This is a genomic window from Lawsonibacter sp. OA9 (assembly GCF_022440585.1).
Genome location: NZ_JAKNTI010000022.1, coordinates 2,474,519 through 2,501,167, shown reverse-complemented (window position 1 = coordinate 2,501,167; position 26,649 = coordinate 2,474,519). Strand labels below are relative to the sequence as shown.

The 26,649-nt window shown below is 58.6% G+C and carries 25 protein-coding genes; 9 read left to right on the top strand and 16 right to left on the bottom strand.

Annotated features, from left to right (window positions below):
* Positions 1-93: 93 nt before the first annotated feature.
* From MCG44_RS13365 to MCG44_RS13335, 7 genes are all read right to left on the bottom strand, one after another.
* The gene (locus MCG44_RS13365; RefSeq protein ID WP_240288674.1) at positions 94-1,335 is read right to left on the bottom strand and encodes an ABC transporter permease; all 1,242 of its coding nucleotides are present in this window, start codon (positions 1,333-1,335) and stop codon (positions 94-96) included.
* Positions 1,332-2,072, bottom strand: coding sequence for an ABC transporter ATP-binding protein (locus tag MCG44_RS13360; protein ID WP_147572772.1), 741 nt, complete (start codon positions 2,070-2,072; stop codon positions 1,332-1,334). Before MCG44_RS13360 ends, MCG44_RS13365 begins: the two co-directional genes overlap by 4 nt.
* A 5-nt stretch (positions 2,073-2,077) precedes the next feature.
* Positions 2,078-3,709, bottom strand: a complete 1,632-nt coding sequence (locus MCG44_RS13355) for an efflux RND transporter periplasmic adaptor subunit (RefSeq protein ID WP_186852340.1) — start codon at positions 3,707-3,709, stop codon at positions 2,078-2,080.
* Between the two features lie 246 nt (positions 3,710-3,955).
* Positions 3,956-4,126 (bottom strand): hypothetical protein, encoded by a 171-nt coding sequence (locus MCG44_RS13350; RefSeq protein ID WP_240288672.1) that lies wholly within the window; start codon positions 4,124-4,126, stop codon positions 3,956-3,958.
* A gap of 156 nt (positions 4,127-4,282) precedes the next feature.
* The gene (locus MCG44_RS13345) at positions 4,283-5,101 is read right to left on the bottom strand and encodes a Cof-type HAD-IIB family hydrolase (RefSeq protein WP_240288670.1); all 819 of its coding nucleotides are present in this window, start codon (positions 5,099-5,101) and stop codon (positions 4,283-4,285) included.
* Between the two features lie 54 nt (positions 5,102-5,155).
* The gene (gene feoB / locus MCG44_RS13340; protein ID WP_240288668.1) at positions 5,156-7,558 is read right to left on the bottom strand and encodes a ferrous iron transport protein B; all 2,403 of its coding nucleotides are present in this window, start codon (positions 7,556-7,558) and stop codon (positions 5,156-5,158) included.
* A gap of 180 nt (positions 7,559-7,738) precedes the next feature.
* Entirely contained in the window at positions 7,739-8,917 is a 1,179-nt protein-coding gene (locus MCG44_RS13335; RefSeq protein WP_147572764.1) for a pyridoxal phosphate-dependent aminotransferase, read from the bottom strand.
* 161 nt (positions 8,918-9,078) lie between these two features.
* Here MCG44_RS13335 and MCG44_RS13330 point away from each other — a divergent pair, with 161 nt between their 5' ends.
* From MCG44_RS13330 to MCG44_RS13315, 4 genes are all read left to right on the top strand, one after another.
* Entirely contained in the window at positions 9,079-10,041 is a 963-nt protein-coding gene (locus tag MCG44_RS13330; RefSeq protein ID WP_147572762.1) for a LysR family transcriptional regulator, read from the top strand.
* A gap of 166 nt (positions 10,042-10,207) precedes the next feature.
* Positions 10,208-11,119 carry a phosphate acyltransferase gene (locus MCG44_RS13325; protein ID WP_240288666.1) on the top strand — a complete coding sequence of 304 codons (912 nt, stop codon included), beginning with the start codon at positions 10,208-10,210 and terminating at the stop codon, positions 11,117-11,119.
* Positions 11,120-11,427: 308 nt separating this feature from the next.
* Positions 11,428-13,263: an NAD(P)-binding protein gene (locus MCG44_RS13320; RefSeq protein ID WP_240288664.1), complete on the top strand. Its 1,836-nt coding sequence runs from the start codon at positions 11,428-11,430 to the stop codon at positions 13,261-13,263.
* Positions 13,257-15,002, top strand: a complete 1,746-nt coding sequence (locus MCG44_RS13315) for an NADH-dependent [FeFe] hydrogenase, group A6 (protein WP_240288662.1) — start codon at positions 13,257-13,259, stop codon at positions 15,000-15,002. Before MCG44_RS13320 ends, MCG44_RS13315 begins: the two co-directional genes overlap by 7 nt.
* Positions 15,003-15,122: 120 nt before the next feature.
* On the opposite strand, the gene MCG44_RS13310 is transcribed toward MCG44_RS13315, so the two are convergent.
* The gene (locus MCG44_RS13310; protein WP_240288660.1) at positions 15,123-15,926 is read right to left on the bottom strand and encodes a hypothetical protein; all 804 of its coding nucleotides are present in this window, start codon (positions 15,924-15,926) and stop codon (positions 15,123-15,125) included.
* 177 nt (positions 15,927-16,103) lie between these two features.
* Here MCG44_RS13310 and MCG44_RS13305 point away from each other — a divergent pair, with 177 nt between their 5' ends.
* The 5 genes from MCG44_RS13305 (at position 16,104) to MCG44_RS13285 (ending at position 17,737) form a co-directional block, all read left to right on the top strand.
* Positions 16,104-16,337 carry a helix-turn-helix domain-containing protein gene (locus tag MCG44_RS13305; RefSeq protein WP_207721903.1) on the top strand — a complete coding sequence of 78 codons (234 nt, stop codon included), beginning with the start codon at positions 16,104-16,106 and terminating at the stop codon, positions 16,335-16,337.
* A gap of 152 nt (positions 16,338-16,489) precedes the next feature.
* Entirely contained in the window at positions 16,490-16,828 is a 339-nt protein-coding gene (locus MCG44_RS13300; RefSeq protein WP_186852332.1) for a helix-turn-helix domain-containing protein, read from the top strand.
* Positions 16,829-16,860: 32 nt separating this feature from the next.
* Complete coding sequence (locus tag MCG44_RS15035; RefSeq protein ID WP_318653907.1) at positions 16,861-17,076, top strand: helix-turn-helix domain-containing protein; 216 nt, start codon at positions 16,861-16,863, stop codon at positions 17,074-17,076.
* Complete coding sequence (locus MCG44_RS13290) at positions 17,048-17,377, top strand: helix-turn-helix domain-containing protein (RefSeq protein WP_240288655.1); 330 nt, start codon at positions 17,048-17,050, stop codon at positions 17,375-17,377. Before MCG44_RS15035 ends, MCG44_RS13290 begins: the two co-directional genes overlap by 29 nt.
* A gap of 36 nt (positions 17,378-17,413) precedes the next feature.
* Positions 17,414-17,737, top strand: a complete 324-nt coding sequence (locus MCG44_RS13285; RefSeq protein ID WP_240288653.1) for a helix-turn-helix domain-containing protein — start codon at positions 17,414-17,416, stop codon at positions 17,735-17,737.
* A 258-nt stretch (positions 17,738-17,995) separates the two neighbouring features.
* Here the strand turns inward: MCG44_RS13285 and gdhA are convergent, their stop codons facing one another.
* The 8 genes from gdhA to MCG44_RS13245 form a co-directional block, all read right to left on the bottom strand.
* The gene (gene gdhA / locus MCG44_RS13280; protein WP_147572750.1) at positions 17,996-19,348 is read right to left on the bottom strand and encodes an NADP-specific glutamate dehydrogenase; all 1,353 of its coding nucleotides are present in this window, start codon (positions 19,346-19,348) and stop codon (positions 17,996-17,998) included.
* Positions 19,349-19,608: 260 nt separating this feature from the next.
* Positions 19,609-20,484, bottom strand: a complete 876-nt coding sequence (locus tag MCG44_RS13275; protein WP_147572748.1) for a GNAT family N-acetyltransferase — start codon at positions 20,482-20,484, stop codon at positions 19,609-19,611.
* Between the two features lie 58 nt (positions 20,485-20,542).
* Complete coding sequence (locus MCG44_RS13270; protein WP_147572747.1) at positions 20,543-20,752, bottom strand: PspC domain-containing protein; 210 nt, start codon at positions 20,750-20,752, stop codon at positions 20,543-20,545.
* A gap of 126 nt (positions 20,753-20,878) precedes the next feature.
* Positions 20,879-21,457 carry a hypothetical protein gene (locus tag MCG44_RS13265; protein WP_147572745.1) on the bottom strand — a complete coding sequence of 193 codons (579 nt, stop codon included), beginning with the start codon at positions 21,455-21,457 and terminating at the stop codon, positions 20,879-20,881.
* Complete coding sequence (locus MCG44_RS13260; protein WP_147572744.1) at positions 21,454-22,635, bottom strand: DEAD/DEAH box helicase; 1,182 nt, start codon at positions 22,633-22,635, stop codon at positions 21,454-21,456. The genes MCG44_RS13265 and MCG44_RS13260 overlap by 4 nt, the downstream gene beginning before the upstream one ends.
* Before the next feature lie 244 nt (positions 22,636-22,879).
* Positions 22,880-24,253, bottom strand: coding sequence for a S1C family serine protease (locus MCG44_RS13255; protein WP_240288651.1), 1,374 nt, complete (start codon positions 24,251-24,253; stop codon positions 22,880-22,882).
* Positions 24,254-24,391: 138 nt separating this feature from the next.
* Entirely contained in the window at positions 24,392-25,549 is a 1,158-nt protein-coding gene (gene ytvI / locus MCG44_RS13250; protein ID WP_186852313.1) for a sporulation integral membrane protein YtvI, read from the bottom strand.
* Between the two features lie 145 nt (positions 25,550-25,694).
* Positions 25,695-26,558, bottom strand: coding sequence for a DegV family protein (locus tag MCG44_RS13245; protein WP_186852312.1), 864 nt, complete (start codon positions 26,556-26,558; stop codon positions 25,695-25,697).
* Positions 26,559-26,649: the final 91 nt, after the last annotated feature.

Below are 26,649 nucleotides of genomic sequence, written 5' to 3'. Positions count from 1 at the left end.
CATCAGAGGTCAGAAGATTGAGCGTCCAACGGGGCCCTAAGGAAAAAACGACCGTTAGAAAGGGACCGCCGCGCTTCTTCTGTCTCTAATTTATCAGTCATATCGCAGCGCGTCAATAGGATTCAGCTTGGCCGCCTTGTTGGCGGGCAGATAGCCGAACAGGACACCGATGCCCACAGACACCCCGAAGCTGATGGCAATAGCGCCCAGAGTAGGAGTGGCGTTAAAGACGGCGCCGCCCATCTGGGCGGACAGCATCCCACCGAACAATGCCCCCAGTCCCATCGCCAGCAGACAGCCCAGGCCGATGCCCAGCAGCCCGCCAATGGCGGAGGTGGTCCCGGCCTCGATGACGAACTGGCGGCGGATGTCCCGCCGTTTGGCGCCCAGAGATTTCCGAATGCCGATTTCACGGGTGCGCTCGGTGACGGATACCAGCATGATGTTCATGATGCCGATGCCCCCTACTAACAGGGAGATGGCGGCGATGGCCACCAGTACCCCCATGGCCACCCCCATCATCAGGTTGATCATTTCGGCCTGCTCCGCCATGGTCTGGGTGTAGAAGGCGTCATAATCCCCGTCAAAATACTCCAGCAGCATACTGTCGATGACCATTCGCGCGGCGGCCGCTGTTTCGCCGGAAGTGCTGGTGAACATATACAAGGTCACGTTCCGGGTGCCCAGCATCTCCAGGGCGTTCTCATAGGGGATGTACACCTGGTCGTCAGGGCCGCCCTCCTCCATGTTCTCCCGGATTTGCTCCAGCACGCCGATGACAGTGTAAGCCTGACCGTTGATGGTCAGAGTCTGGCCCAGGGCGTCGCCCCCAAAGGCGTTTTCCGCCAGATAGCTTCCAATGACACACACCTGGCTTCGCCGCTCCACGTCCAGCCAGGAGAGGAACCGTCCCTGGCCCAGCTTCTCCCCGCCGTCGATGGTGCCCTTGGTACTGTTGTTGAACATGACCTCGCTGACTCCGTAGAGAGAGGTCTTGTCAAATTTTTCGTCCCCCTTGCGGACGGTGGCCTGGGCGTCCACATAGGGGGAAACACCGGAGAGCACGTCCGGGTTTTCCTCCACCAGATCATACATATCCTGGGGATCCAGGGTAGAGGTGGACCCATCCCCTCGTCCCCAGACATAGGTCATCATCATGTTGACCCCCAGCTTATCCACCTGCTGCTGCACCATGCCGGTCAGGCCGTTGCCCAGGGCCAGGATAATGATGACGGCGGCCACGCCGATGATGATGCCCAGCATGGTGAGCAGGGAGCGCATCTTGCTGGTGGCCAGGGCCTTGATGGCCAGGCGGAAGGACTGTCCATAGTTCATACCGCCTCCACCTCCTCGTCCGCCGCGTCGGGCTGGACCACCGCCCGTGGATCGTGGGCGTCCCCGTCATAGATGACCTTGCCGTCCTGAAGGCGGATGATGCGGTCCGCCTTGACGGCGATGGAGTTGTCGTGGGTGATGAGGACCACCGTGTCCCCCTCCCGATTGAGCTTTTTCAAAAAGCCCAGTACCTCCCGGCCTGTTTTGGAGTCCAGGGCTCCAGTGGGCTCGTCAGCCAGGATGACCGAGGGGTCCCCGGCCAGGGCACGGGCGATGGACACCCGCTGCTGCTGGCCGCCGGAGAGCTGGCTGGGCAGATTCTTTTTCTTGTCCGCCAGTCCCACCCGCTCCAGAGAGCGGATGGCCCGCTCCCGACGCTGGTCGGCGGGCACGCCGGCGTAGAGCAGGGGAAGCTCTACATTTTCCAGCACAGACAGCTTGGGGATCAGGTTGTACTGCTGGAAGATAAAACCCAGCATCTTGTTGCGAATGTCCGCCTGCTGGTCGTCCTCCATGGTGGACACATCCACACCCCCCAGATGGTAGGTGCCGGAGGTGGGCACGTCCAGGCAGCCGATAATGTTCATAGCTGTGGACTTGCCTGAACCGGAGGAGCCTACAATGGCCACGAATTCCCCCTGGTCGATGGTGATGTTCACCCCATCCAGGGCATGGACTGTCTCCTCCCCCATCGGATAGATCTTATATATGTCCTTCAGTTCGATGAGATGTTCCAAGCCGGTCAGCCTCCCATCGCAACGGCGCCCATGGAGCCGGTGGCCTGGTCAGGAACCAGCACCACCTCGTCCTGAGACAGTCCGGAAGTGATCTCGATGTACTCCTCGTTGCTCCGTCCCAGCTCCACAGGGCGGCGCTCCGCCTTGGAAAGATCGGCTATGGTGAGGCCATCCTCAGAAAGTGTGCCCGGTCCGGCTACCAGCACAGTGCCGTCGCTGTTGACGGCGGACACCGGGACACAGAGGACGCCCGTGGTCCGCTCGACAACGATATCGGCGGACACGTTCATGCCTGGATTCAGGTCGCCGAACTCCCGCAGCAGAATGGTGACGGGATAGGTGGTAAAGCCGTTGGTGGTGGTGCCGTTGATGGACACCCGGTCCACTACGCCTTGAAAGACCTGTCCGGGCAGCGCCTCGGCGGTGATGTCTACCTCCTGACCCTCCTGGACCTGGTTCAGGTCCAACTCACTGATGTTCATGGTCAGCTTCAGACTGCTCATGTCATAGAGAATGGCCAGGGAGCCGGCGTCCATGCCGTCTACCTTGTCACCAACCTTATAGTTCTTCTCAATGATCGTGCCGGAGATAGGGGCGGTGATGGTGTAGCTCTCCAGGGCGTCCTGGGCCCTTTGGAGGGCCAGCTGGGCATTTTCCACGGAGATGGCGCTGTTTTCCAGGGCGCTCTGGGCCCCATCGCCCCCCAGGGTGACCAGGGCGGTACCGGCGGACACCCTGCTGCCAGCGGTGACGTGGACGGCAGTCACCTCGCCGGAGGTCTGGGCCACCACGGTCTGGCGCGTATTTTCCTCAAAGGAGCCGCTTCCGGCACAGGCGATGTCCCCCACAGTGGCGGTGGCCGAATTGGCGGAGGTCAGAGCGCCTGGGTTATCCACCCGTATCTTCACCTGCCGGACCAGAGCACCGCCATTTCCCACCAGCTCGGCGGAGGAGATGGACTCCACTGTGCCGGACAGCACCTCCATGGTGCCGGCGATGGTCACCTGGGCCCCCTGACCGGGGGACAGGCTGGAGGCATCCGCCGACTGGAAGGGGAGGGTCAAGGTCATGGTGGAGTTGTCCGCCACGTCGGCAATAGGGGTGCCGGGAGAGACCAAGTCCCCCTTTTGGACGTGGACCTGTTGGACCACCCCGGCGGCGGAGGCGCTTGGGCTCATGCCGGAGAGCAGCTCATCATAGTTGAGCTGGGCCTGACGCAGGGATAACTGGGCCTGCTGAAGACCGATTTCCGCGTCCCCGGCATCCAGTTGATAGAGCAGATCTCCCTTCTCAATCCAGTCGCCCACCTCGAAGGGGGCGGCAAGCACCTCGCCGCTGACCAGGGCGCCCACCTGATAGGACTCGATGGGCGTCACCGCCCCGGAGCCGTCCACCGCCACCGTCAGATCCTGGAGAGAGGCGGGAACAGGAATGTACTGCCCGGCGGCGCTGACGCCGCCCCCTCCGCCCGACGGGCGGAGGAAAAACCACCATATGGCTAGAAGGACCACAAGGAGGATGGCCCCCCGCTTGATCCACTTCTTCTTTTTCCGGGGGACTGGAAAAAGAGGTCCCTTCTTCCCCGGCTCCTGTGGGAGCTGTATCTCCTCCTGTGTGCTGACCTGTGTCGCGTCCATAAAAAAACTCCTTATCTTCATGGCCCGAGGGCCGGTTTCGCCGGGGTGTCTCTGTGTGCTTCCATTGTACGGGACAAAGTTTATATCCATTGAAAGAATAGATGAAAATTTCATTAAAATTTCTCCCACCGCTGCCGTGACAGTTTATACCGTCCAGCAGGTGGAAGGTCAAGGGGAAATTTGTATTCCAGTGGGGGAGAGGGCATAAAAATTCCTGCCCGGTGAAACCGGGCGGGAATTTCGGCCTTATGGCTCCCTCTCCAGGGACTGGATATGGTTCCGCAGCACCTGGCGGATATAGGCGGGAAGGCTGTATGAGTTCTGCTCCGCCAGACGGGCCAGCGCCTGGTAGCGGTCCAGTGGGAGAACGACGGTCACCGACTTTTTCGGATCGTCTACATGGGGACCTCTGTACATAAAATCACCTCCTGGTAGAACATGATACCAGATGGTAAGGGAAAGGGCGGGATTTAAGGGTATTTTCCTTAAAAAAGCTGCCGCGTCCTTAATCCCTGCAAAGAAAAGAGGAAAATATAAAAGTGCCGCCGGAGCTCCGGCGGCACGATGCGACGATTAAAGGGATGGAGAAAGTTTCGGGTCCAGGCAGTTCAGAATAGCCGCAGCCACACCGTCCTGTCCATTGTCCGCAACGACCCGGAGGGCCAGGTCCTTGACGGCCTGGGAGGCGTTGCCCATGGCGATAGGAACGCCAGCCGCCTGGAGCATGGCCAGGTCGTTGTCGCTGTCCCCCACGGCGGCGCACTGGTCCAGGGGCACGCCGTACCGCTGGGCCAGCTGGGCCAGAGCAACCCCCTTATCCACCCCGGCGGGCACCACCTCGAAATCATGGTCGTTGGAGGAGGTCAGCTCCAACCCCTCCAGGGCCCGCAGCTCCTCCAAGGGATAAGCCGGCTGATTCCAGTCCCCGTGTACCTTGGTCAAGGGCAGGCGGTGCTCCTCCAGATAGGCCAGGGGGTCCTCCACCACCACGGCGTTGTCATGAAAGACTGGATAGGGATAGGTCCGCAGCAGGGACTCCTTGGAGAAGGGGTCCAGGACGATCTCCTCCCCGGCGAAGATCATCAGCTCGATCCGCCGGCCCAGACACAGCTCCAGCACCCTCCGCCCCGTGTTTTGGGGCAGGTCCTGGCGCTGGAGGACCTGGCCAGTGGAGCTGTCCGCCAGCGCCGCCCCTCCCAAAGCAGATACCAGATCATCACACCCGGCCTGCTTGGCGAAAAAGCAGGCCTCAGGGATGGGACGGCCAGTATTCAGCACTACCCGAATCTCAGCGGCCCGGGCCAGGGCGATGGCCGCCTTAGAGGCCGGGGTGATCTGGCCCTGTGGATCCAGCAGCGTGCCGTCCAGGTCCAGCGAGATGAGTTTTACCATAACAGATTCCTCCTAGATCGAAAGGTCAGAGAGGCCTTCGGCCGCTCCCACCATTTAGAAAAACAGACTGCCCGCCTGATACACCAGCAGAGATACCACATAGGCGCAGCCTACCTGCCAGGCGATGGAGAACCAGGCCCACTTGGGGCTGTTCATCTCCTTGAACAGGGTGGATACGGCGGCCACACAGGGGACGTACAGCAGAATGAACACCAGCATGGAGAAGGCGGACAGGGGGGTGAAGCCAGCCATGGCCGCTGCCACCGCTCCGCTGGAGGCGGTGAGGGAGAAGCCGTAGAACATGGACAGGGAGGACACCACCATCTCCTTAGCGACAAGCCCGGTGAGCAGGGCAACAGCGGCCTGCCAGTGGCCGAAGCCGCAGGGGGCAAAGATGGGGGCGATGAGGGAGCCCAGAGTACCCAGCATACTCTGGCCGGCGTCCTCCACCATGCGCAGAGAGAAGTCGAAGGACTGGAGCAGCCACAGCACCATGGACATGAGAAGGATGAGGGTGCCTGCCTTGATGAGGAAGCCCCGTACCTTCTGCCACACATGGGTGAGCATATTGGACAGGGAGGGGAGGCGATAGGGGGGCAGCTCCAGTACAAAGGGGGCGGGCTCCCCGGCGAACAGGGTCTTTTTAAAGAACAGGCCGGACAGGATGCCCGCCGCCATGCCGATGAGATACAGCCCAAAGACCACCAGCCCGGCGTAGGGGCCGAAGAAGGCGGCGGATAGCAGCCCGTAGACGGGCAGCTTGGCCGAGCAGGACATGAAGGGAACCAGTAGAATGGTCATCCTCCGGTCCTTCTCGTTTTCCATGGTCCGGGCCCCCATGATGGCGGGCACCGAGCAGCCAAAGCCCATGAGCATGGGGATGAACGCCTTTCCAGACAGTCCGAACCGGCGGAGCAGGCGGTCCATGATAAAGGCGGCCCGAGACATATAGCCCGAGTCCTCCAGGAAGGACAGGAAGAAAAAGAGCAGGGCGATTTGGGGCAGAAAGGTGAGCACGCCCCCCACCCCGGCAATGATGCCGTCGCACACCAGGGACACCAGGACCGGGGACACTCCCGCCCCGGACAGCGCCCTGGAGAGCCAGCCGGATAGACTGTCCACGGCGGCCCCCACCCCGTTGGACAGCCAGGAGCCAAAGGGACCAAAGGTGACGACAAACATAAGCAGCATAGTCAACAGAAACAGGGGAATGGCGAACAGGCGGTGGGTGACCACCTTATCCACCTTCTCGCTGAAGGTCAGCTCGCCGGGACGGCCGCCCTTGACCACAGAGGCGGCTACCACCTTTTCGATGTACTGGTAACGGCTGTCGGCAATCAGGGTCTCCCGGTCGCCCAGGTCACTGGATCCCTCGTACTCGGCCACTACCGCATCCAGCAGGCCGGACACCCGTGCGGGCAACTTCAGGGCCTTGGCTACGATGTCGTCTCCCTCCAGCAGCTTGATGGCGGCCCAGTGGGCGGGCAGCCCGGCGGCGTAGGCGTAGTCGTGGATCAGCTCGCCCATCCGGTGGTGGATGTCATGGGTGAAGCTGTCGTACAAATCGTCAGGTTCGATTGTAAAGCCCAAGTGCATCTGACGGTGGGCGGTGTGGAGCAGGGTGTCCAGCCCCTCGCCGGTTCGGGCGGTGATAGGGACTACGGGAATACCCAGCTCCTTGGACAGCCGGGCCACGTCGATCTGGTCGCCCCGTTTAGCAACCTCGTCCATAAAGTTCAGCGCCACCACCATGGGCCGCTCCAGCTCCAGAAGCTGGACTGTGAGGTACAGATTGCGCTCCAGATTGGTGGCGTCTACGATGTCGATGATACAGTCCGGCGCCTCGCCGATAATAAAATCCCTGGCTACGATCTCCTCCATGGAATAGGGGGACAGGGAATAGATGCCAGGCAGGTCCACCACCGTCATGGACTTATCGCCCAAACGGGCGGTGCCCTCCTTCTTTTCCACGGTGACACCGGGCCAGTTTCCTACATACTGGTTGGAGCCGGTGAGGGCGTTGAACAGAGTAGTCTTGCCGCAGTTGGGATTGCCAGCCAGAGCCACACGCATAGACCGACTGTCGTGGGCGGCGGCGTCATAGCGCCCGCCGTGGGCCTCCAGCTCATGCTCATGGTCCCGCAGCTGCCGGCGGGCGGCTTCGGGATCTGGACCGGCCTGAAGGGCTGCCCCTCCGGCACGCCGGGGGCGGGGCTGCCCTATGACGATCTGCTCGGCGTCCGCCCGGCGCAGGGACAGCTCATAGCCCCGGAGGGACACCTCCAGGGGGTCGCCCAGAGGGGCAATTTTATTTACCTTCACCTGGGTGCCGGGGGTCAGCCCCATATCCACTAGCCGGCGCTTCACTGCCCCGGACTGATTGCCCACAGACAGGATCGTGCCGCTCTGGCCCGGAGCCAGGTCATTGAGAGTCTTCCGCTGCACTGTCGTTTCCATCCAAGTTTCCCCTCTTTTGAAACGGTCTGCTATCACGAATCGGTTAATCTTCTCCTAACGTCATTGTAATGGAAAGGAGGGCTTTTTGCAAGGCCGTGCCTCTCCCTTTCCCTCCTCTGAACGGAAAAAGAGAGCGCCCTTTTGGGCGCTCTCTTGTGCAGTTTGTTCCATCGGGAAGACTTACTGCCGCAGTTTAGCCACAGCCTGGGCCAGCCGCTTGCAGCCCTCCACGATATTGTCATAGCTGTTGGCGAAGGAGAGGCGGAGATATCCCTCTCCGCCGGGACCAAAGACATCGCCGGGAACCAGGGCGATCTTGGCCTCATCCAGCAGATAGGAGGCCAGCTCGGCGGAGGGTTTTCCCAGGGATTTGCAGTTGATGAAGATGTAGAAGGCGCCCTTGGGGCACAGACAGCTCAAACCGGGAATGTCGTTGATGGCCTTGACGGCATAATCCCGGCGGCGCTGATACTCCTTAACCATGTCGTTGACCTCGTTCTTCTCGTCACGGAGAGCTGCCACAGAGGCCGTCTGGACGAAGGAGGGGGCGCAGGTGGTGTTATGCTGGTGGAACTTGTTGAGGACCGCGATATAGGCCTCGGGGGCGGCCACATAGCCCAGGCGCCAGCCGGTCATGGAGTAGGCCTTGGACATGCCGTTCATGGTGAAGGTCCGCTCCTTCATGCCCGGCAGGGAGGCGATGCTAATGTGCTTCTCCCCATCGTAGATGAGCCGCTCATACACCTCGTCGGAGATGACTAACAGGTCCTTCTCGATGGCCAGGTCGGCTAGGCCCTGGAGGGTATCCTGGGACAGAACGCCGCCAGTGGGATTGTTAGGGGTGATGATGACCACGGCCTTGGTCTTGTCCGTCACCTTGGAGCGCAGCTCGGCCAGGTCCATTTGGTAGCCATTCTCCTCCTTCAGAGAGTAGGTGACGGGGACGGCGCCCAACATACGGGGCACATTGTGGTAGTTGAGCCAAGCAGGGTCGGGGACCAGGATCTCGTCCCCCTCGTCCAGAATAGCGGCCAGAACAGCAAAGACAGCCTCGGACAGGCCTACGGTGACCAGCACCTCGCTGGCCTTATAGTCCACATTGTTCTGCCGCTTCAGCTTGTTGGCAATCTCCTGCCGCAGCTCCAGAGTGCCGAAGTTGGAGGTGTAAAACACGTCCCCCTTGTCCAGAGCCGCCTCAGCCGCCTTCTTGATATATTCAGGGGTGTCAAAATCGGGACGACCAATTTCAAAATGAATGACATGCTCCCCGGCCCGCTCCATAGCCAGAGCCTTCTCATTGACTTTTCGGATGCCGGAGGGGGCCAGTTGGTCCATTCTGGCTGAAGTTTTCAGTTCCATAGCGATGATTCTCCCTTAAAATGTTAAATTGTACCCGCCGCGGAGAGGAATCCTCTTGCTGGACGGGGGGACATTCTGATATAATTCTAGCAGGTGCCGGCCGCGATGTAAAATAGCAAATCGTTGAAGGCACTATATGATTTTCCTTATAGAGGGCTGCTATGACGGATTATAAAGAGTACATTTACGCCATATATCAGGAGAAGAGCTTTTCCAAGGCGGCAAAAAAACTATATGTGTCCCAGCCCTGGCTGAGTGCCACAGTGAAAAAGGTGGAGCAGCAGCTCCAGATCCCCCTCTTTGACCGGAGCACCAACCCTATCAGTCTTACCGATGCGGGGCGGTACTATATTGAGCAGATCGAGCGCATTATGGCCATCGAGGAGGAGATGCAGCGGCATTTCAACGAGATGCGCAGCGTCAACAATGTGGAGCTGCACATTGGCAGTTCTATGTTTTTCTGTACCTATGTGCTGCCTAAGCTGCTTACCGACTTCTGCGCTCTGTACCCCCAGGTCACCCTAACCTTCACCGAGGGGACTACCTCTGGCCTGACTGAGAAGCTGAGGGCGGGCCAGCTGGACTTTTTGCTGGAAGCGGAGTGCCCCTCTGGTAGCGATATACAGACCTTTCCCTGGGCGTCAGAGCAGATTATCCTGGCGGTTCCGGCCCACTATGAGATCAACCAGCGGCTGGAGCCCTACCGATACACCTTTGAGGGGCTGCTCCGACGGGACGAGCTGGAGCACAGGCGTCCGCCAGTCCCACTGCACCATTTCAAGGACGAGCCTTTCCTTTTGCTCAAGCCGGACAACGACGTCCACGACCGGAGCCTGACCCTGTGCCGGAATGCCGGATTCACCCCCAACGTATCCCTGTACCTCAGCCAGATGATGACCGCCTATTACCTGGTGTGCGAGGGAAAGGGAATCACATTTCTGCGAACCACTATCCCAGAGTTTGTCACTCCCACCAGTGGCGTGGTGTTCTATCTGCTGGACGACCCCCAGGCATTCCGAAACATCTATTTATCCTACTCTAGGAACAAGACCAGCCCAATTCATCGGCAGCTCATCGAATTTATGCGCGGCGAAAGCCCAGGGAAGAACTGGTCCCGCCGGTGAGTGCCGCCGGACTTGTAATCACAACTTTTTCCCACAATTATCCCTGGAAAGCCTTGTTTTAGCGGAAGAAAGATGCTAAGATGGGGAAAAAGACCAGACAGAGTCCCTGTTTCCCGCTTTTGAACTGTGACGAAGGATCGATGTGAAAAAGGAGATGTTGTGTACCATGGCGCTGAAAAATTTTGATCAGATCGTGGAGCAGGCTAAGAGCGTTCAGAAGCCTAAGACTGTCGTTATCGCCGGTGCGGACGCGGAGAATATCCTGCTGGGGGCCTTTATGGCTCAGGAGGCCGGCTTTGTATTTCCCGTCCTAGTGGGCGAGGAGGAGAAGGTGGTCCCCATGCTGGAGCAGCTGGGGATGAAAGACAGGCCCTACCGCCTGGTACCCACCCAGCCTGGGGAGAATGTGGCCCAGACGGCGGTGGATGTGGTCAACCGGGGCGAGGGGGATATGCTCATGCGGGGCAACACCCAGACCCGGGAGTTCCTGCTGCCCCTCCTGGTGCCGGAGAATGGGCTGCGCACCGACAAGCTGCTGGCCCACATTGACTTGGTCTGTATGCCCGAGTATCCTAAGGTCATAGCCATCGGAGATGTCACCGTCACCATTGAGCCCAATCTTCAACAGAAAAAGACCATCATCGCTGACATGGTGGATATGCTGAAGACTGTGGGTTATGAGAGGCCCAATATTGCCCTGCTATCCATGGTGGAGAAGGTCGCCTTCCATATGAAGGACACCATCGAGGCCCAGGAGCTGGTCCGAGAGCACTGCCGGCACCCCATCGCGGACTGCCAATTGGTGGGCCCTATCGCCTATGACCTGATCCTGTCCAAGGAGGCCGCCCGGTTGAAGGGCTACGACTGTCCCTTGTGTGGGGAGTTCGACGGGATCGTCGTTCCCAGTCTGCTGGCGGGCAACCTGATTGTCAAGTGCTGGCAGATGCACGCCCACGCCCAGACCTGCGGCGTGGTCATCGGGGCCAAAATCCCTGTGGCCCTCACCTCCAGAAGTGATGACAAAGAGGTGGCCTTCCACTCCCTGGCCTTCTGTACTGCCCTGTCTCAGAAGGGCTGAACTGGACCGAGAGTTCCCGGCCGGCGTCCGCGCTCCAGCGGCCGCCGGCCGGTTTTCATTTTGGTAGGCTGGAACAAAAATATCCCCCGGATAAAAATGATATCATATGAAATAAGAGAATGCCCGGTTGCCATTGACAACGGCGGGGCCTTGTGATACTTTTTTGAATATAGGAAAAGTGAAGCTGTCAAGATTTTTGCAATCGAGGCAGGAAAAACGCTGGAAAGCAGAAACTTTTTGCCGAACTATGAAAGACAAGGAAGGAATGCTTTGCAGAACAGCGAGAAGATGTGAAGGAGGAGATCCCTTTGAGCCGATTGTCCATCGAAACGCCGGGGCGGGCCCAGACCGTCCTTTCGTGGCTCAGTCGGGACATGGAGCGCAGGATCAGTGCCAGCTCCTCTGGCCTGTGTCCTGTGGACATGTCCCTGAATTTTTTGCGGCTGTGCCACGCCCAGACCTGCGGCAAGTGTGTTCCCTGCCGGGTGGGGCTGAACCAGCTGGCCATCCTGATCGAGCAGGTGCTGGACCGCACCGCTACGCTGGAGACCATCGACCTGATCGAGAGCACTGCCCAGGTCATAGCCGATTCCGCCGACTGCGCCATCGGCTATGAGGCTGCCCACATGGTGCTCAGGGGAGTGCGGGGCTTTCGGGAGGACTATGAGGAGCATGTGGTCCACGGCCGCTGTATCTGCGGCCTGAGCCACCCGGTGCCCTGCGTGTCCGTCTGTCCGGCCCATGTGGATGTCCCTGGCTATGTGGCCCTGGTCCGGGAGGAGCGGTACGACGACGCGGTCCGCCTGATCCGGAAGGACAATCCCTTTCCCTCCGCCTGCGCCTATGTGTGCGAGCATCCCTGCGAGGCCCAGTGCCGCCGCCGGATGGTGGATGACGCGGTCAACATCTGCGGGCTGAAGCGGTTTGCGGTGGATCACGCCGCCCCTGCCGCCCCGCCGGAGCGGGCGGCGGACACTGGAAAGACAGTGGCCGTCATAGGCGGCGGCCCAGGCGGCATGACCGCCGCCTATTATCTGTCCCTTATGGGGCACCAGGTGACGGTGTATGAGCAGCGCCCCAAACTGGGCGGTATGCTGCGGTACGGCATCCCGGACTACCGTCTGCCTCAGGAGATCCTGGACCGGGATATCGACCACATCCTGTCCGCCGGAGTCCGAGTCCATACTGGGGTGTCCATTGGCAGAGATCTGACCATGGAGGACATCCAGAAGAGTTTTGACGCGGTGTACATCGCCATCGGCGCCCACAACGACAAAAAGCTGGGGCTGGAAGGGGAGGACTCCCAAAACGTCATCAGCGCTGTGGAGCTGCTCCGGGGCATTGGCGAGGGCCAGGTCCCGGACTTCACGGGAAAGAAGGTGTGCGTCATCGGCGGCGGCAACGTGTCCATGGACGCCACCCGCACCGCCCTGCGCCTGGGGGCGGACAGCGTCACCTGTGTCTACCGCCGCCGGGTGGAGGACATGACCGCCCTGTCTGAAGAGATCGAGGAGGCCATGGCCGAGGGCTGCCAAATTCTGCCCCTCCAGGCCCCCGCCCGCATTGAGGCGGACGAGGAGGGAAAGGTGGCCGCCCTGTGGACACAGCCCCAGATCATCAGCCGCTATGGCCGGGATGGCCGGCCCGCTCCGGCCGGCGCCCAGACAAAGGAATTCCGCATCCCCTGCGACTACGTCGTCGTGGCCATCGGCCAGGCCATCGAGGCCCAGCCCTTCGAGGCGGTGGGCATTGCCACACGCCGGGGGGCCATCCAGACCGACCTGACCAGCTCGGTCCCAGGCGTGGACAACGTCTTTGCCGGCGGCGACGCCGTGTCCGGCCCAGCCACCGTGATTCGGGCCGTGGCCGCCGGAAAGGTGGCCGCCGCCAACATTGACAACTATCTGGGCTTTGACCACAAGATCCGCTGTGATGTGGAGATCCCGCCGGCCCATATGACCAACACCCCGCCCTGCGGCCGGGTGAATCTGAAAAACCGCCATCTCTCCTGTTACAGCGGGGACTTCTCTCTGCTCAAGGAGGGCATGACACTGGAGGAGGCCCAGCAGGAGGCCAGCCGCTGTCTGCGCTGTGACCACTTCGGCTACGGTATCTTCAAGGGAGGGAGGAACACGGAATGGTGACGATGACCATTGACGGACTGACTGTCCAGGTGCCGGAGGGCACCACCATCCTGGAGGCCGCCAAAACGGCCCACATCCGTATTCCCCACCTGTGCTACCTGAAGGGGATCAATGAGATCGCTGCCTGCCGGGTCTGCTGCGTGGAGGTGGAGGGGGAGCGGGCCATGGTCACCGCCTGCAACAACCCGGTGAAGGAGGGAATGGTGGTCCACACCAATTCCCCCCGTGCCAGGACCACCCGGCGGACCAATGTGGAGCTGATTCTGTCCCAGCACGACTGCAAGTGCGCCACCTGCGTCCGCAGCGGGAACTGCCAGCTTCAGGCGATTGCCAATGACCTGGGCATCCTGTCCCTGCCCTATGAGAGCCAGCTGCCACGGGGACTGCGGGGGGCCTGGACCACCACCTTCCCCCTGTACCATGATTATAATAAGTGCATCAAATGCATGCGCTGCATCCAGATTTGTGACAAGGTCCAGTCCCTGTCCATCTGGGACCTGGCGGGCACCGGCGGCCGCACCACCATCGACGTGTCGGACAACCGGGTCATTAAGGACTCGGACTGTGCCCTGTGCGGCCAGTGCATCACCCACTGTCCCGTGGGCGGCCTGCGGGAGCGGGACGACACCCAGCGGGCCTTTGCCGCCCTGGCCGACCCGGACAAGATTACCGTGGTCCAGGTGGCCCCCGCCGTCCGTGCCGCCTGGGGCGAGGCATTTGGGCTGAAGCGGGAGGAGGCCACCATGGGCCGCATGGCCGCCGCCCTGCGGCGGCTGGGCTTCCAATATGTGTTTGACACCAACTTCGCCGCCGACCTGACCATTATGGAGGAGGGCAGCGAGTTCCTCCACCGCCTCCAGGCCGGGGGGCTGACCCGCTGGCCCATGTTCACAAGCTGCTGCCCCGGCTGGGTCCGGTTCCTGAAGAGCCAATACCCGGAGCTGACCCATCAGCTTTCCTCCGCCAAATCGCCCCAGCAGATGTTTGGCAGCGTGGCTAAGAGCTGGTTTGCTCAAACGCTGGGGGTAGCGCCGGAAAAAATCTTCTGCGTGTCCATCATGCCCTGTGTGGCCAAAAAGGCGGAGAGTGAGCTGCCTACCATGGCGGTGGACGGCCACCCGGATGTGGACCTGGTTCTCACGACCCGGGAGCTGGTCCGTATGCTCCGGGCCGACAAGCTGGACCCCGCCCTCCTGCCGGAAGAGGAGCCAGACAGCCCCTTGGGCGTCCACACCGGGGCCGGAGTTATCTTCGGGGCCACCGGCGGCGTGATGGAGGCGGCCCTGCGGACAGCGGCCTATGTGCTCACAGGGAAAAACCCGGACCCGGACGCCTTCGCGGCGGTCCGTACCGGGCCCGGACTGCGGGAGGCCGCCTTTGAGCTGGCCGGCATCCCTGTGCGCTGCGCCGTGGTCAGCGGCCTGGGCAGCGCCCGGAAGCTCATCGAGCGGCTGAAGGCGGGCAAGGTCCATTACGACTTTGTGGAGGTCATGGCCTGCCCCGGCGGCTGTGTGGGTGGCGGCGGTCAGCCCATCTCCGTAGAGGACGAAGAGCTGTATGGCGTCCGGGGCCAGCGGTTGTACGACCTGGACCGGGCGGAGCCCATCCGCTTTTCCCACGAGAACCCCCAGGTCCAAGCCCTGTACCGGGACTTTCTGGGCGCCCCGTTGAGTCAGAAGGCGGAGGAGCTGCTTCACACCGACCACAAGGCCTGGGAGATGCCCGGCCAGCGCCAATAGAGAGAAATAGAGCGGAAAACTGCCCGGAGCGCCCCGTTGGGGCGCCCCGGGCAGTTGGGATATAGAGGAAATTGGGTTCAAGGCGGCCTCCCATGGGAGGCCGCCTTTTTCGTGCTGGGTTCAGGCCGGGAAGCGGTAAAAGTCCGTCCCGGCGCCGGGAGTGGCCGCTATGCTCGGCGGATTCTGGCGCTCATACAGGTCGGGCTTGAGATAGTCGGGGTAGAATTTCAGGATGGCGTTTTTCAGGGCGGCGATGTCGATTTTGTCCGCCCAGTCCCGCTCCCCGTACTCCAGCAGCTCAAAGAGGGGGATGCAGCTCACCTCAAAGGGATAGAAGCAGTAGCCGAAGGTATTGTCCAGCCCCCGTTCCCGGTCGGTTGGCATGAGGGCGGCAAAGACCCTGGTGTGGAACATCAGATCTTCACGGATGGGGTAGGCCAGGGCCAGCACCCAGCCGGCGTACTCAGTCTCCAGCCAGTAGAGCCCGTTCCCCAAGCGGTCGTGGCGGAGAGGCGGTCCCCAGGGTGTGTCCGTGGGGACCGGGAGCTGGCCGAAATATTCAGGGCAGACCTCCATCCCAAAGACCCGGTCCCCCAGCAGAGATTCCGCTTCCGGTAGAGGAAGGCCGTGGTCAGCGAGATATTTGTGGGCCTCATACCGGACGACGTGCTGGCCCTTGTCGTAATAGTCGTTGGCCTCGAAGATCAGGGCGCCGTAGGCCCTGGCCTCCGGCGAGATAGCTGGGGAGCTGGCCGTCACGACCATGTACTGGGCCACGAGAAAGGTATAACGCTCCAACAATCTGGCGGAGGCGTAGTATACCCCAGGGCACAGTTCCTCAGCGTCGATGAGAGAGCCATATTTCTCCTCCACCCCCTGAAAGCTGAACGGGAGTTCCTCAAGTTTAATTGAACTTTCTGACATGGTATTTTATCCTTTAACTGAAATGTAATTTGATTAGGGAGTTTTTTCTTTGATTACTCGAATACGGGTAGTTCAAAGTATTATTATTGCTATCATGAAGACACTACTCAGGGTGAGGAGGGGCTTCAGATAGCAAAAATAGACTATGAGTATGCGCAAATTCTTGTAGATAGGATTTTGACACTTTGTCGATCAAAAGGCATATCTATTAACGGTCTATCAGAGATGAGCGGGGTTAGTCAGTCAACACTTGACAATTTTGTAAATAAAAGGACGTTTAATCCCCGTATCCGAACACTTCATCAAATCGCATTGGCGTTCGGTATGACAGTAGCTGAATTTTTAGATTTTCAAGCGCTAAATGACTATTCGTTTGAAGATTCAACCGATGAAGATTCGGCTGATGAGTAAAGACAGGTTACTGATTGTTGTACCTGTCTTTTTTATTTGTATATATCATACCATAAAAATCGGTGTATTGCTAGTAATTAAATTACAAACTTGTATATATTTTTGTTAAGGCAATTAGGGGCTACACTCTTATTAAAAGGCGGTGTAACACTGTGCCGAGAGCATTGAAAAATATAAATCTTGAAGTTGGTGCCAGAATCAAACGACAAAGACTTGCACAAAAACTGACACGAGAACAACTGGCGAGTCTATCTGGTTACAGTGCCAATTTTATTCAGGAAGTAGAGCGTGGCCGTTCCGGATTATCATCCGAATCTATAAGAGCGTTTTCTATTGCGCTTAAAATATCATGTGACTATCTGCTGTTTGGCGATATGTCGGAGGGCTATGGATATCTTTTATCCAAGTTAGATGCTATACCACAGGCAAAACGGAAATATGTTATTGAGATTATTGAAGCCGCCATTCAATGTGCGAACACACAAGAGTAAAGAGGTAATACAATAAAAGGGGCCTTTTTGCTATGATTCAATACAGTCCTCTATGGAAAACTATGTCAGATAAACGGGTGACAACATATACTTTGCGGGAAAAGCATGGTATGAGCCATGCCACGGTGCAGAGGTTACAAAGGAATATGCACGTATCCACATTTACGCTCAATAGGCTCTGTGAGATATTAGATTGTGAGATTTCAGACGTTGTACAGTATGTACCGGGGAACAAAACAGAACAATAAAGAACATCTGCAGACAGGAGAGCTGATGCGGTTTATATGGATTTATTTATTGAATGGATGTGTACAGATGGAAATGGTATCCCGGTATACTGACGACGAGCCCCTTTTTTTGAAAAACATTGGATACTGCGTTCAATTCTTCCGCAAAAAAAGTGGCATGAGCCAAGAGGAACTTGCGGAAAAAAGTAGTCTAAGTTATTCTACAAGCAGTCATATCCAATCGTCTGCTGCTTATCCCATGTCGATCGTGGCTCTTTATCGGATCGCTGACGCACTGGGTGTTGCCCCTTATCAACTGTGAAGTTTGACTGAAATGAGGATTGGGGGAATAGCCGAAATGGAGAATGAAACCCTAAAAGAAATTGGAAAAAGACTTTTGTCCGCACGAAAGGCAAAAGACTATACACAAGAGCAAGTAGCGAATTTAACTGGTCTCTCCATTAAGATGATTTCTGCGGCGGAGAATGGACATAAGGCCATGCGGCCAGAGAATATTATCAAAATATGTGAATGTCTTTCCATTTCTACGGATTATTTATTGTGTGGAGAACCCGCTAGGCTAAGTACGTTGATAGACTATGATGAAATCAAGAAGCTGTCGCCAAAACAGCGGGAAGCTCTATCAAAAATAATTGAGGATTTTCTTTCCGCATTTGAATAAAGAACACCCGCAGGCCGAATAGCCTGCGGGTGTTTTGCTGTTTAGGCGAAATACCGTCCTTCTTATAGGGGCGCATATTGCGTGACCGTCATATTTCAACAGAAGCGGCCCCTAGTGGCGGTTTGGTTCCTTTTCCGCCATGGGCAAAGGAACCCGCCGCTGTCTCTCTATGCCCAGCGCATCCCCCACATCGTATTTTTAATAAAAACGCCTGCCCCTCTCAAATGGAGGGGCAGGCGTATCAGTTTGAGATAAGGCTTAGAAGATGCCCTGTGCCATCATGGCGTCAGCGACCTTCTGGAAGCCCACGATGTTTGCGCCGGCTACCAGGTCATAGCCCAGGCCATAACGCTCGGCAACTTCCACGGAGGAGTGGTAGATGTTCTTCATGATGCCCTTCAGCTTGGTGTCCACTTCCTCAGCGGTCCAGTAGAGGCGCTCGGCGTTCTGGGCCATCTCCAGCTCAGACACGGACACGCCGCCGGCGTTGACGGCCTTGGAAGGAGCGACCACCATGTGCTTCTGGCTCTTCAGGAACTCCAGAGCCTCGTTGGTGGTGGGCATATTAGCCACCTCGATGTAGTATTTCACGCCGGACTCAGCGATCTTCTTGGCCCAGTCGAGGTTGACATCGTTCTGGGTAGCGGCGGGCATATAGATGTCCACGTCCTTGACGCCCCAGCACTTGGCGTTGGGAACGAACTCGCAGCCGAACCGCTCGGCATAGGGAGCGCAGTGCATAGGATCCTTGGCGCGCATCTCCAGGATGTAGTTCAGCTTTTCCTCGGTGTCCACGCCATCAGGATCGTGGATGTAGCCGTCAGGACCGGCAAAATAGGTAACCTTGGCGCCCAGTTCAGCGGCCTTCTTCATGATGCCCCAGCCCACGTTGCCGTAGCCGGACATGGCGATGCGCTTGCCCTCGATGGACTCGCCGTCGTGCTTCAGGGCCTCGCACAGATAATAGACAGCGCCGAAACCAGTGGCCTCGGGACGCATGATGGAACCGCCGGTGCAGACAGCCTTGCCGGACAGAGCGCCGAACTCGGCGGCGCCCACGATGCGGCGGTACTGACCGTACATATAGCCGATCTCACGGCCGCCGCAGCCCAGGTCGCCGGCGGGGCAGTCGATGTCCTGGCCGATGTGGCGGTACAGCTCGGTGATGAAGGCCTGGCAGAAGCGCATAACCTCGGCGTCGCTCTTGCCCCGGGGATCAAAGTCGGAGCCGCCCTTGGCGCCGCCGATGGGCAGGCCGGTCATGGCGTCCTTGAAGACCTGCTCAAAGCCCAGGAATTTGATGATAGACAGGTTTACAGAGGGGTCAAAGCGGATGCCGCCCTTATAGGGGCCGAGGGCCGCGTTGTACTGCACACGGTAGCCGCGGTTGACGTGCCAAACGTGGTTGTCATCCTCCCAGGTGACACGGAACTCGATGGCGCGCTCAGGCTCCACCATACGCTCCAACAGAGCGGCCTTCTCATACTCGGGATGGGCGTTGATGACGGGCTCCAGAGAAGACAGAACCTCCTCCACGGTCTGCAGGAATTCGGGCTCGTTGGCATTTTTGGCCTTGGTATCGGCCAGCACGCGCTCAATGTACTTGTTCATTGTGACATTCCTCCTGTTATAATATGTTGTACGGGATGAATTGACAGATTACTTGCATTTTGCCGAGATACAGAGATTTTCGCTAGGAAAATCCTGAATCAAGGTCCTTTATATGTATAGCATATCATAAAAAATGGAAGAGTAAAGCAAGATTTTTGTGGAGGTTACCACAGCTAAATGACTGTGGAAGAAGAAAGCAGCACCAAAAAACGGCCGTTTCAACAAAAAGAAACGGCCGTTTTTGGTGAATATGCAAGTTTTCAGTCAAAGGCTAGTCCCAGGTAGCCCGTGGACGACCAGTCCCAGCCTTCCGCCCCTTCCGAATCCAGCCATTTCAGCATCCCGAAGGGGACCGGAGAGCCCTCCCGGACTGGGGAGCGGACCTCCAAAATGGAGGCCCCCAGCAGGGAGAGCAGGCGCCCCTTCTCCTGGACAAAGCCGGCGGCCTGGGGGCCGGCCAGCAACTCTTTTACCACGGCCTTCTCCTGGCTGGCCCACTCCACACACAGCAGGGCGGGACCATAGGGGGTATCAGCCCGGTAGAGCCCGCCGCCGCCCAGGGCACAGCAGCCGGCCTGATAGGTGAGAGCGTCCTCGGGATAAAAAATATGGGGAATATCCTCCAGCAGCTCCTCCCGCAGAGCGCCGTAGCCGGCTGGGGACAGCGCCTCCAGGGAGAGGGACGGCGGGACAGGGGAGCCGGGGCGCTCCGCATTTAGTTGGCTGACCTGGCTCTGGTGAACAAAGCACTCCCGAAAGCCGTTGGCCCCAAAAAAGCTGTGGAGGCTGGGTTCGGCCGGGACGGTGGTGACCGCGGGGATAGACAAGGTGCGGAAATACTCGTCCGCCCCCTTCAGTAGCCGGGCGGCCAGCCCCTTTCCCCGGCAGTCCGGATGGGTGGCCACGGCGTAGAGGTAGGCTGCCCGGAATTTTCCCCGGCCCGGCACCACAAAGACGGTGTCGAACCAGGCGGTCATAGAGCGGACCTGCCCCTCCTCCTCCAGTACCAGCACCCGGTCCGGGCGGTAATAGGTGTGAAAAAAATTGTCCACATAGGCCCCGTCGTCGCCAAACGCCAGGGACCAGAGCGCCCGCAGGGCGGGGATGTCTGCGGGAAAGGAAAGTCGTGTGTCCATGTCGGTTCCTCCATTGTAAAGATAAAAAGGCCTCCGGAGGGAGGCCTTGGGGTATGAATCAGTACCCAGGGTACACGTCGCTCTTTTTTGGCATGATGATGGCACAGATCAGATAGGCCCAGAGACCCACTGAGAAGGCAAAAAAGGCGATGACCCAGCCCACCCGGACCAGAGTGGGGTCGAGGTCAAAGTATTCCGCCAGACCACCGCACACGCCGCACAGCATTTTATAACTGCCCTCGGTCCGATACAATCGTTTAGATCCCATCAAGTATTCCCTCCAATGTGATATGAGATGACTTCCTCTTTCTGATACCAGCATACGCCAAAGCCGGTGAAAAATCCATGGGAAAAAGATTAAAAGAAGATAAAAAGCGGATGGAAATGCCAATCACTATCGGCGGTACAGCCAGGCCTTGCGGACGAGCAGGGCGGCGGAGATGGTGAAAAACACCTCCAGCGCCGAGGAGACCATCTGGGGGATGAGAAACAGGACCCCGCAAATGCCTACGATAATAAACCAGGCCCGGAGCAGGGGGACATACCGGTCCGGCTGACGCCGGTATAGGGCGAGCAGGGCGACCAGCAGGGCCAGCATCAAGAGGACACAGGCCAGAGCGGCCAGGATCACATGCAAGTCGGCGTATCGGGGAAACTGCTCCGGGAGATAGGGGATGGCTAGAGCATAGCAAAGGGACAGGCAGGCGGCCAGGGTGAGCAGAATGGCGGCGGTTTGAGCCACACGGCTGCGCAGAATGGAGGCCAGCTTCATCAGCATCAGGAAGAAATAGCCTCCCGCCAGCACGCCCCAGTAGAGAAAGCCCCGGTAGTGGTCCGGCCCGGTCACCGCGATGACGGAAAAATTGGTGGAGAACCAGGCCCGACTGCCCGCAAAGAGCAAGGTATAGGCCGGGATTAGAAAGCAGGCGAACAGATCCAACAGGAGGCCGCTCCGCCGTGGACCGCCTCTCATGGGCGCTCCACGGCGGCCACCAGATCGCCCCGCTCATTAAAATATACCTTGCGGATATCGCTGCCGGTGACCTTCTGGATGTCGTCCAGCCGAAGCCCCTCGGTAATAGTAGATACCAGGGAGAAGGCGACCCCGTGGCGCTTGGCCCGGCCGGTGCGGCCGATGCGGTGGATATAGTATTCGTTCTCGTCCGGGACATCATAGTTAAAGACGGCGTCCACATCGTCGATATCCAGCCCACGGGCAGCCACATCGGTGGCTACCAGTACCCGGAGCTGGCCGTCTCGGAATTTCTGGAGCGTCTTTTCCCGCTGGCGCTGCTGGATATCGCCGTGGATGGCCTCGCAGGAGATGCGCCGCATGGACAGCAGACCGGCCAGGCGGTCTGTCATGTTTTTGGTGTTGCAGAAGGCGATGACACGCTCATAGTCGCCCATGTCCAGCAGCCGGGCCATAGTGTCCGCCTTCTCCCCCCGGTCTACATCCAGGCGGTACTGGGCGATATCGGGCTTGTTGTCCTGATCAGCGTGGACGGTGATTTCCACCGGGTCCCGCTGATAGACCCAGGAGATGTCCATTACTTCCCGGGAAATGGTGGCGGAGAACATCCCCAGGTTCCGGCGCTGAGGCATTTTGTCCAGAATGTGGGTCACATCCCGGACAAAGCCCATGTCCAGCATCCGGTCGGCCTCGTCCAGCACAACAGTTTGAACCTGGTCCAGCCGGACTGTGTGCCGCTTCATGTGGTCCATCAGGCGGCCGGGAGTGGCCACCACGATCTGGGGGGACTTTTTCAGCTGGGTGATCTGCTTTTCAATGGGCTGCCCGCCATAGAGGCAGACTACCCGCACGCCCTCTTTAAAGGCGCACAGGTCCCTTAGCTCGTCCTGGATCTGGATGGCCAGCTCACGGGTGGGGGCCAGTACCAGAGCCTGGACCGCGCTGCTCTCCGGATCAATGTGCTCCACCATGGGGATGCCAAAGGCGAAGGTCTTTCCGGTGCCCGTGGGAGCTTTGGCGATGACGTCCTTCCACTCCATGAAATAGGGGATGGCGCCGGCCTGGACAGGGGTGGCCTGAACATACCCCTTCTTCTCGATGGCCCGCATCAGTGCGGGAGAGAGGTCCAGCTGGGCATACCGGACCGATTCGTTGACAGATGTTCCGTTGATCTCCATGTTTGTTGTTCCTTTCTGTGTTCGTGGATGTGATCCAAGGCCTTCCAAACAGACACAGAAAAAACGCCCTTCCCGGCGCGGCCCCGAATCAAAAAGGACGAAATACATCGCCCCCAATATTATTCCATAATAAATTATAACGTTTTCTCTGCGGTTTGTCCATCTTTTTCCAAAAAGAGAGAACCGGCCCCATCCCAAGGACAGAGCCGGTTCTTTCAAGAAGGAATCGAGAATGAGAGAAGGATCACCAGCCGAAGCTTCCAAAGGGCCACTGGTAGTAATAACCGCCATTCGGGTTCTGCTGCTGTCCCTGCTGTGTGTTCTGCTGGTTCTGGTTAGCAGCCTCGGTCTCGGCATTTTTCTCGTCGAAGGTGACGGTCAGCTTGACCTCCTGCTGCTGGCGCACCACGGTGAGGGTGGCGGTGTCCCCGGCCTTGTAGTCGGAGGACAGGGCCGCTGTCAGAGCGGAGGGGGAGTCCACTGCGGTGTCGTCGATGGCGGTAATGATGTCATTGACCTGCAGGCCGGCCTTCTGGGCGCAGGAGCCCTCGGCCACATACTCCACTACCGCGCCGGCGGGGATGCCATAACGCTGAACGCTCTCGTCCACCACGTTGACCTGGACGCCCAGATAGGGCTTGCCGGTAACATAGCCGTGCTCGATGAGGTCAGAGATAATTTCCTTCACGTCGTTGATAGGGAGCGCGAAGCCCAGCCCCTCGGCGGACACACCGGAGGTGGACTCTGTATACTTGGCAGACACGATACCTACCACGTTGCCATAGCTGTCGAACAGAGGGCCGCCAGAGTTGCCGGGGTTAATGGCGCAGTTGGTCTGAAGTACATTGAGGGTAGTGGTTTCGGTCTGACCGTTGGCATTTTTGCTGGAGGTGGTGATCAGCCGGTCTAGGGCGGATACGATGCCGTCAGTGAGGGTATAGGTCAGCTCACCCAGGGGGTTACCTATGGCGTACACGCTTTCGCCTACCACCAACTGGTCGCTGTCGCCCAAAGTCACAGGCTGTAAGCCGGTAGCTTCGATCTTCAGTACGGCCACGTCGTTGTCCTTCTCACCGCCCACCAGTTTGGCGGTATATTTGTCTCCGTTGGAGAAGGAGACCTCAATGGTGACAGAGGAATCATTGACCGCCTCCTCAATGACGTGGTAGTTGGTGACAATGTAGCCGTCCTGGGTCAGTACAAAGCCGGAACCGCTGGCGGCGGAGGTGGTGGTCTGACCAAAGATGTTCACCGTGGTGTTTACTGTGATGCCGACGCAGGAGGGCAGGTTGGCGGCATATAGCTGTTCGGGCGTCATGGGCTGGCCGCTGTTGGTGTTGACCATCGTATCCACCTGGGGGCGCTCCCCCTCATAGATTACGGTATCGGGGGCGGTCAGACTTTGGTACACGGCCGCGCCGCCAACGCCCGCTCCGCCGCCCACAACAGCGCAGGCCAGCAAAAGAGCGGCAATGCGCTTGCCGCGCCCCTTTTTCTTCGGGGGCTCGCTGGAATGAGCAGGACCACCAGAGGTGGGAATGGGGTCGGTATAGTCGCCGAAGCCACCCCGGTAGCCGTCGTTTTCACTGTTATAAAAGCTGAAGTCGGGATACTCCATGTAAATGCACTCCTTTCAAGAAGGGCCTTGGGGCCGCCCCTCTTTGAACTGTGGATATCATACCGCCGAAATATGAAAAAAGCATGAAGAAAAAGGATAAATTTTTTGAACTTTCCCAAAACAAAGTTTGAAACCAGGTCACATCTGCTCTGGCCGCTGGGAGAGAAGGGCGGCGATGTCCCGCACAGCGGCGGCGATGTCCAGCCGGAGCCCGCGGAACATCCCCATTCCGGCCAGATTCAGCAGAACCAGCAGCAGGATAGGCCCTAGAATCATACCCAGAACTCCAGCTACCTGCATCCCTACATAGATACTGACCAGAGAGGCGATAGGGGATAGACCAGTCTGGTCCCCTACGAATTTGGGCTCCATTACCCGGCGGAACATAGCAATAATGCCCCAGATGACCATGATCTCGATGGCGTCGAGGTAGTTGTGGGTAAACAGCGCGATGACGGCCCAGGGGACCATGACCGTGCCGGCGCCGATGATGGGGATAAAGTCCATAATGGCCAGTCCCAGAGCCAGCAGAAGGCCGTAGGGCTGACGGATGACAAAGAAGCCGATGAGCAGGATGAAGAATACCCCGATGGAGAGCAGCAGCTCCGCCTTCAAATAGCCTCCGAAGGCCCCCAGGGCGGTGGCCCGGACCTGCCCCAGAAAGTGGAGCGTCCCCTCGTCCAGATGTTGAGCGGCCCGTGAGCGGAGATAGGGGTAGTCCGCCGTCAGCATAAAGGTTGCCATGACAAAAAAGACCAGAGCCAACAGAAAGGAGGAGAAGGAGACTGCCTTCTCTCCAGCATAGGTGGCCAGGTTCCCCAGGTCAGGGGCCGCCGAGGATAAGGTGTCCACCAGCCAGTCGAGAAAGCCCTGATCCGGGCCGGCGATCTGGATCGGGAACTGGGCCACCACCTGTTGAAACATCTGGTCCAGCTGGTCCAGTACACTGATGCCGGCAGCCACTACCCCGTCCCAGTTCTCCGCCAGACTGATGACCTGACGGACAACCGCGTAGCCCAGCCATCCCAGGGCGCTCCCTACCAGACCGAAGAGGAGGAGCAGAAGGAGCAAGGTCAGCACGCTTCGGGACCATCCCAGCTTGCGCTGGAACCACTTGACCAGGGGGTTGAGCAGGGCGGCAGCGATGAGGGCGCAGACAAAGGGGGCAAAAAGTGTCAGTAGGGGCCGTCCAAAAAAGGACACCAGAAGGACGGCGGCCAGAGACAGCACCAGCCGGATGGCCAGCCGCAGCCACAGGGCGCCCCGCTGGGGCCAGGTCAGTTGCCCAGGCTTCATTGGTATCATATCCCTCCCTGTTTTTCAGTATCCTACTCTACCTTACCAGAAAAAGCATGAATAAAATGTAAATTTCGGGATGCCTGCCTGTCCCAGAGAAAGAAAAAGGTCCGACTGCTCGCCACAGCCGGACCCAAAAAGAGTTTTATGTGCGATATACCAGACCAATTACATTGGGGCCGGCGTTGATGGACACCACACCACCGATGAGATACTCCAGGGCAGGCTCACAGCCTAGCTCCTGGCGGCAGGCTTCTAGCAGTTTGCCAGCCTGCTCCAGGTTATTGCCATGGACGACCAGATAGGGGCTGTTAGCGCTCCGCTCCTGTTTGCACAGCTCCACAACAGCGGAAATCGCGTTTTTCTCCCCCCGCGCCTTGGACAGTATCTTGGACTCGCCGTTGGCGAAGGTCATAATGGGCTTTAACCCCAGGGCTTCGCCCATGAAGGCTGCCGCGGCGGAGATCCGGCCGGATTTTTTGGCAAACCGCAGGTCAAGAGGGGCGAAGATCACCCGGACATGATCCACCCAATCCTGGATAAAATCCACGATCTCTCCCGCCTGGGCACCGGCAGCAGCCATCTTGGCCCCCTGCACCACCGCCCAGCCGTAGCCCATGGTGTAGTTTTTGGAGTCGATGATATGGATATGGAAGGTGTCCTGGGCATCGGGGTGGTCCTCATAGAACTCGTCCCGGGCCTGTATGGCGTTGCCATAGGTGGCTGAACCCTTGGAGTTGATAGAGGTGTGGATCAGATCGGTATAGCCCTCTTTCCACGCCTTCTCAAAGCATTCAGTGAAAAGATAGGGGTTCAACTGGGCGTGGGTCGGGATCTGAGGGCTGTCCAGCAGCATCTGAAAGAACTCGTCGGGAGTGAAGTCAAAGCCGTCCATATACTCCCTGTCGCCCATCGCGATGGGAAAAGGGAGGACCTGGATGTTCCACTCCTCCCGCAGAGCGGCGGGAATATCGGAAGCAGAGTCGGTAGAAAATTTAATATGAGCCATGGGGGGCCTCCTTAAAAAGATAGGATAAGCGCCTGGCGGGACATAAAAGGATCGAGAGTATTATCCCAGATGCCGGGGAGATTGTCAATGA

Excerpts from the sequence above, each read along its gene's own strand:
- MCG44_RS13355 (WP_186852340.1), bottom strand. The coding sequence starts at position 3,709 with ATGGACGCGACACAGGTCAGCACACAGGAGGAGATACAGCTCCCACAG.
- MCG44_RS13315 (WP_240288662.1), top strand. The coding sequence starts at position 13,257 with ATGGTGACGATGACCATTGACGGACTGACTGTCCAGGTGCCGGAGGGC.
- MCG44_RS13245 (WP_186852312.1), bottom strand. The coding sequence starts at position 26,558 with ATGGCTCATATTAAATTTTCTACCGACTCTGCTTCCGATATTCCCGCC.
- MCG44_RS13275 (WP_147572748.1), bottom strand. The coding sequence starts at position 20,484 with ATGGACACACGACTTTCCTTTCCCGCAGACATCCCCGCCCTGCGGGCG.
- MCG44_RS13325 (WP_240288666.1), top strand. The coding sequence starts at position 10,208 with ATGGCGCTGAAAAATTTTGATCAGATCGTGGAGCAGGCTAAGAGCGTT.
- MCG44_RS13365 (WP_240288674.1), bottom strand. The coding sequence starts at position 1,335 with ATGAACTATGGACAGTCCTTCCGCCTGGCCATCAAGGCCCTGGCCACC.
- MCG44_RS13290 (WP_240288655.1), top strand. The coding sequence starts at position 17,048 with ATGTACCGGGGAACAAAACAGAACAATAAAGAACATCTGCAGACAGGA.
- MCG44_RS13350 (WP_240288672.1), bottom strand. The coding sequence starts at position 4,126 with ATGTACAGAGGTCCCCATGTAGACGATCCGAAAAAGTCGGTGACCGTC.
- ytvI (WP_186852313.1), bottom strand. The coding sequence starts at position 25,549 with ATGAAGCCTGGGCAACTGACCTGGCCCCAGCGGGGCGCCCTGTGGCTG.
- MCG44_RS13285 (WP_240288653.1), top strand. The coding sequence starts at position 17,414 with ATGGAGAATGAAACCCTAAAAGAAATTGGAAAAAGACTTTTGTCCGCA.
- MCG44_RS13335 (WP_147572764.1), bottom strand. The coding sequence starts at position 8,917 with ATGGAACTGAAAACTTCAGCCAGAATGGACCAACTGGCCCCCTCCGGC.
- MCG44_RS13260 (WP_147572744.1), bottom strand. The coding sequence starts at position 22,635 with ATGGAGATCAACGGAACATCTGTCAACGAATCGGTCCGGTATGCCCAG.
- MCG44_RS13345 (WP_240288670.1), bottom strand. The coding sequence starts at position 5,101 with ATGGTAAAACTCATCTCGCTGGACCTGGACGGCACGCTGCTGGATCCA.
- MCG44_RS13330 (WP_147572762.1), top strand. The coding sequence starts at position 9,079 with ATGACGGATTATAAAGAGTACATTTACGCCATATATCAGGAGAAGAGC.
- MCG44_RS13265 (WP_147572745.1), bottom strand. The coding sequence starts at position 21,457 with ATGAGAGGCGGTCCACGGCGGAGCGGCCTCCTGTTGGATCTGTTCGCC.
- MCG44_RS13270 (WP_147572747.1), bottom strand. The coding sequence starts at position 20,752 with ATGGGATCTAAACGATTGTATCGGACCGAGGGCAGTTATAAAATGCTG.
- MCG44_RS13310 (WP_240288660.1), bottom strand. The coding sequence starts at position 15,926 with ATGTCAGAAAGTTCAATTAAACTTGAGGAACTCCCGTTCAGCTTTCAG.
- gdhA (WP_147572750.1), bottom strand. The coding sequence starts at position 19,348 with ATGAACAAGTACATTGAGCGCGTGCTGGCCGATACCAAGGCCAAAAAT.
- MCG44_RS15035 (WP_318653907.1), top strand. The coding sequence starts at position 16,861 with ATGATTCAATACAGTCCTCTATGGAAAACTATGTCAGATAAACGGGTG.
- feoB (WP_240288668.1), bottom strand. The coding sequence starts at position 7,558 with ATGGAAACGACAGTGCAGCGGAAGACTCTCAATGACCTGGCTCCGGGC.
- MCG44_RS13255 (WP_240288651.1), bottom strand. The coding sequence starts at position 24,253 with ATGGAGTATCCCGACTTCAGCTTTTATAACAGTGAAAACGACGGCTAC.